We start from the raw sequence: 5,107 nt of genomic DNA, 5'->3' as shown, positions 1-5,107 counted from the left end.
TATGAATCCTGACCCTAGCTCAGACCCACCTGGTCGGCCCTCGGCGCAGAGCTGTTATCAAACGGATGCCCGTCAGTAGGATGCTTCCGACCGGACAGAGTCACGGCAGCAGATCTACCGGATCGATTCCGCGCTTGTCGGCACTGGCACGAACGGCCGCGCGAAGGGTTTCGCTCCGCTTGAGCAAACGTCTGAACCGATCCTCTTCCAGAACAAGCAGCGTCGTCGGTGCGATGGCACGGACATCGGCCCGGCGCGCCTTGTCCGTCAAGATGGCCATCTGGCCGAACATCTCCCCGCGCCCCAAGCGCCATTTCTGGCCCGCGCTTTCCAGTTCGACCGCGCCCGACGCGATGAAAAAGACACTTCTGGCAGGGGTCGCCTTGCGAAGAAGCACCTCGCCACCATCGGCGTAGCGTGTCGCGAGCGCCCGCCCCATGCTCTTCATGTCACTTTCCTCGAGATCGGCGAAGAGCGGGAAATGTCGGACAAACGCCACCCGCTGGACCGCGACGTCCAGAGTGGGACGTTCCTCGACCGTCACCCGGCGCGTTGCCAGCTCCTGCATGAGCGCTGTGTAAACCTCGGTGCCGATCAGGCCGTCTTCACGCATGGCCACATACTCTCGCTCCTCCATCCGCAGCGCAGTGCGGCGGATGAAGCGCCGTTCGATTTCCTCCGCATAACCGGGATATTGCAGCCTTAGACCGTCCAGCGCAGTCTCGATTGCCTCGATCCGCCGGGCCAGCAATTCGTGCAGCAATTCTGCAACCCGTCTGCCGTGAATTCGCCGGATGCGGCCATCGATGAAGGCCCCCAGATCACGCAGGATCAGGCGTTGCGACAACAGCAGTTCGAACCGGTCGGCCGTCATACGTGCGAGCGGGGCTGAAAAACCCAGTCGCCCATGCAGCAAAACCGCGCCGCGAAACGCCGATCCGTAGGAGACGCTTCGCCGGGCCGCGCGTTGATATCCGCTACGGCCCTGCGTGCGCGCCCCTTCGATCAGCCGGTCGGCGTTAGACAGGACAAGTTCCGCCATTCGGGCCGAGATGGTCCGTTCGCGCACCCGTTCGAGGATCGTATCACGCTCGTGGCCAGCCAACGCGATCAAGCCCAGAGCGATGCGATCGCGCTCCAGGATATCGGCGCTCGCTTCGGCCTCCTTGACCGCCGCGTCCAGACGTTTGCCGAACCGCTTCGCTTCCGTCCGAACGGTCTCGCGGTTGAGGTCGTAGTTCTCGGTGGTCCGCGCGACATCTTCACGGACAGTCTGCAAGGCAACTGCAACGACCTGCCTGGAGAGGGCCTCGTCAATCGGAGACAATCGGTCGAGGCCCAGTCGGCCGATGACCCAGCGCAGCGTGGTGCCTTGAACCACGAGAGTGAAGAGTGTGAACCCCGTGGCGAGGATGCCGACGAGGCGCTGGATATCGGCCGGCACATGGACGCTTTCCGTGACCGCCAGAGCCAAGGCGAGCGTCACCGCCCCCCTGAGGCCACCCCATAGGATCGCCACCCTGTAGGGACGCTCGACGGCCGGAGAAAGCTTCAGCGCCGTCAGAAGCGGCATGAGGCCGAACAAGATGGCCATTCGCGCGACAACGGCTGCAAGGATCACCACGCCGATCAAGACAAGGTCTGCGAGCCGGACCTCTTCAAGCAGCCTTGGGATCAACAGCGCGGCAAGAATGAAGATGAGGGCGCCGGCCCAATGAGCCAGCACGCCCCATAATTCGCGAAGGTTCGCCCATGATTGAGGAGGGAGGCGCCCGGGAGCCGTCAGGTTGAGAGTCAAGCCGGCGGTCACTACCGCGATCACGCCCGACGCTCCGACGCTCTGCTCCGCCACTATGTAGGCCAGGTAGGGCAACGCCACAGAGATCGAGACCTGTGCCAATTCGTGACGGCTGAACAGTGCCATCACCCAGACGGCGATCCGTGCGGCCAGCCAGCCGGTCACCGCACCGCCAGCCACGAGGACCGGAAACCGCGCCAGGGCATCAGCTAAATTCGGGTCCGGGAGGCCCAGCATTACGAAGGCCATGAACAGGCCGAACAGGGCGATGGCCGCCGCATCGTTCAGAAGGCTCTCGCCCTCGATGATACGCGCCAGGCGCCGCGGTGCCGAGATGGAGCGGAATATCGAAACCACCGCCGAGGGGTCGGTGGTTGACACGATGGAGCCCACCAAGAGGCACGCCGCCAAAGGAATCGTGCTGGCCCAGGAAAGGGCGTAGCCTACGGAAATCGTGGCCACGAAGACGGCAAGGATTGCAAGGACCAGGATGGGGACCCAATCGTCTAGCATTCGCCGCAAGTTCATCCCCAATGTCGCCTGAAACAGGAGCGTCGGCAGAAAGACGTAGAGGAATACGTTGGAGCGGATCGGCAGCCCGAGGATCGCCTCGGCGACCGGGTTTAGCGCGTCCGTCAGTTCCGTTCTCAGAAAGAAGGTCGCGCCGATCCCGATCAGTATACCAAGAACCGCAAGGATCACGCTGTAAGGCAGCCGCAGGCGCGCAGCGAAAGGTTCGGCGGCACCGATGACCAGAAAGAGCGATGCAATGACTGTGGTGACGAGAATGATATCCATGCGCCGGGAATACCAGAAATTTCCCCGGACGCATCCGCGTTATCGGCGCGATCGGCGGAGGCTGTGTGGAATCTGGAGGCTGGAGACCGCGGGGGCGGCGGTTCGGTCTGAGTCGGCTCCATGACGACAGCGAACCGGGCAAGAACCTCTGCGTCGATCTCGTCGGTCTTGGCAAGACGGCCAAGGACATCCGCAAAACGCCGGGATCGGTATGGATTGATGATCGCGACTGGAACACCAGCAGCGTGCAGACAGACATGCGCCGCACGATGGTATCGCCCCGTCGCCTCCATCACCACCAGCTTGGCCGATACCGCCAAGCACCGTGTTCGGAGCTTGTGGATTCCGGCTGTATCATTCTCGACCCGCAGCCGCTCCCCGTCAGGGTGCAGGAACACGTCGAGCCAATTCTTGCTGACATCAATACCGACCACGACGGCGGCCGGACTGCTCCTGCTAGGCGTTGCCTTTCCTCTCATGCGGGACATCAAGGACTCCCCTTCATCTGTTCAGGACCAAAACCTATAAAGGGGACCGACCCAGCTTTCCCACGGCCCTGAAAAGCCCAAGGGAACTACGGCCCGATCCCCACCCAGACATCCCACATTGCAGGCGCTCCGGGGAGACGTTCCGCGAACGGTGACGTCCTACCGGGAAAGATAAGAGGGGAACTCCGGCCTTCAGATGATTTGTGCAACAGCGCCGTTTCATAGCCAAAACATGACGGTTGCGGCGAGAGCGTTGGCGGACAGGAACACCTTTGGGCATCTGTCGTATCGGGTTGCGACACGCCGCCAATCCTTGAGTCTGCCGAACATGATCTCGATGCGGTTGCGGCGTTTGTAGCGACGTTTGTCGTATTTTACGGTAGTCTTGCGCTGCTTGCGGCCGGGGATGCAGGCGCGTATCCTATTGTCTTTCAACCCTTCTCTGAACCAGTCGGCGTCGTAGCCTCCGTCGCCAATAAGCCAATCGATGTTCGGCAAGCTGCTGAGCAGCGCCCGCGCTCCGATATAATCGCTGACCTGACCGGCGGTGACGAGCAGATTGAGCGGGCGTCCTTGGCTGTCGTAGACGGCGTGCAGCTTGGTGTGCATGCCGCCCTTGGTGCGACCGATCAGCCGTCCGCGCCCCCCTCTTCTACGCCCATGCTGGTCGCTGTCCGGTGTGCCTTCAGGTAAGTCGCGTCGATCATGACAGTCTTCTCTTCGCCGTGGTCAGCCGCCAGTCCCATCATCATCTGGGCTGCCCTGCCACTGAACTTTCATCCAGCCGGAACCGGAGTCCTTTGGGTTGATACGCCGATTGGCGCAGGTGGAGCAACCGACATCCGTGCGGAGCTTTCAGCTGGCGCAGTGCGGGTGTCGGTTGCGGTGGTGAGGTGTTCGGCGAATTCCTTTGGTGTCTGATAGCCAAGCGCCGAATGCGGGCGTGTTTCGTTGAAGTCGGCGGTCCAGTCCAGGATCACGGCACGGGCGTGGGCCATGTTCCGGAACATGGTCTCGTTCAAAAGTTCATCGCGCATGCGTCCGTTGAAACTCTCTACGAAGCCATTTTGCATGGGCTTACCCGGTGCGATGTAGTGCCACTCGATCTTGCGCTCCGTAGCAAAGGTTAAGATCGCGTTACTGGTCAGTTCGGTGCCGTTGTCGCTGACAATCATGCCCGGCTTGCCACGCCGTTCGATCAGGGCGGCAAGTTCACGCGCCACACGGCGCCCGGAGATCGACGTGTCCGGAATGGCCGCGAGGCATTCCCGGGTGACGTCATCGACGACGTTGAGGATGCGAAAGCGCCGCCCGCAAGCGAGCTGGTCGTGAACAAAATCCAACGACCACCGGGCGTTTGGCCGTGCCTCGACCAGGATCGGTGCCCGGGTTCCTACTGCCTTGCGCCTGGCCCGGCGTTTGCGCACCGTGAGCCCTTCTTCTCGATACAGCCGGTAGATACGGTTGATCCCTGACGGTTCGCCATCGCGGCGCAACAGCACGAACAGACGCCGATAGCCAAACCGGCGGCGTTCATTGGCCAGATCCCGCAGCCGTTGGCGCAGCTCCGTCTCGGGCGGCCTGATGGACTGGTAGCGGATCATCTTGCGATCTGCCCCAACGAGGCGGCAGGCCCGCCGCTCCGACAGGCCCAGCTCGGCCTGAAGATGCGCAACGGCTTCGCGCTTCACGGCGGGCTCTACCATTTTTTTGCGAGCAGTTCCTTCATCGCCGCAGCATCCAGCATCTGTTCCGCCAGCAACTTCTTCAGCTTGGTGTTCTCATCCTCAAGCGCCTTCAGCCGCTTGGCGTCGGAAACCGTCATCCCGCCAAACTTCGCCTTCCAGGCATAAAAGGTGCCTTCCGACATCCCGTGTTTGCGGCACAGATCAGCGCACTTCGCGCCGGCCTCATGTTCGGTCAAAATGCCCCCTCTCGGCAGCATTCTGCGAATGCGCCTGCCGGGCAGTGGATGATCTGTTCTTCGCTGTATCTCGTTCGCTTCATTGTCCGTCCCTTCGTT

At 61.9% G+C, this 5,107-nt stretch carries 2 protein-coding genes and 2 pseudogenes; all 4 read right to left on the bottom strand.

Going from position 1 to position 5,107, the window contains the following annotated elements; translation table 11 throughout:
- Positions 1–100: 100 nt before the first annotated feature.
- The 4 genes and pseudogenes from KO516_RS12695 to KO516_RS12680 all read right to left on the bottom strand — a co-directional run bounded on the left by KO516_RS12695 (position 101) and on the right by KO516_RS12680 (position 5,091).
- Positions 101–2,596 carry a cation:proton antiporter gene (locus KO516_RS12695; protein ID WP_216004161.1) on the bottom strand — a complete coding sequence of 832 codons (2,496 nt, stop codon included), beginning with the start codon at positions 2,594–2,596 and terminating at the stop codon, positions 101–103.
- Positions 2,497–3,084, bottom strand: a complete 588-nt coding sequence (locus tag KO516_RS12690; RefSeq protein WP_216004160.1) for a transposase — start codon at positions 3,082–3,084, stop codon at positions 2,497–2,499. Before KO516_RS12690 ends, KO516_RS12695 begins: the two co-directional genes overlap by 100 nt.
- A gap of 219 nt (positions 3,085–3,303) precedes the next feature.
- A pseudogene (locus KO516_RS12685) lies at positions 3,304–3,842 on the bottom strand (IS5 family transposase); the annotation flags it as partial.
- Between the two features lie 18 nt (positions 3,843–3,860).
- Positions 3,861–5,091, bottom strand: a pseudogene (locus KO516_RS12680) (IS3 family transposase).
- Positions 5,092–5,107 lie beyond the last annotated feature (16 nt).

It is taken from the genome of Citreicella sp. C3M06, assembly GCF_018860705.1.
Taxonomy (GTDB): domain Bacteria; phylum Pseudomonadota; class Alphaproteobacteria; order Rhodobacterales; family Rhodobacteraceae; genus Salipiger.
This window is presented reverse-complemented; position numbering and strand designations above follow the sequence as displayed.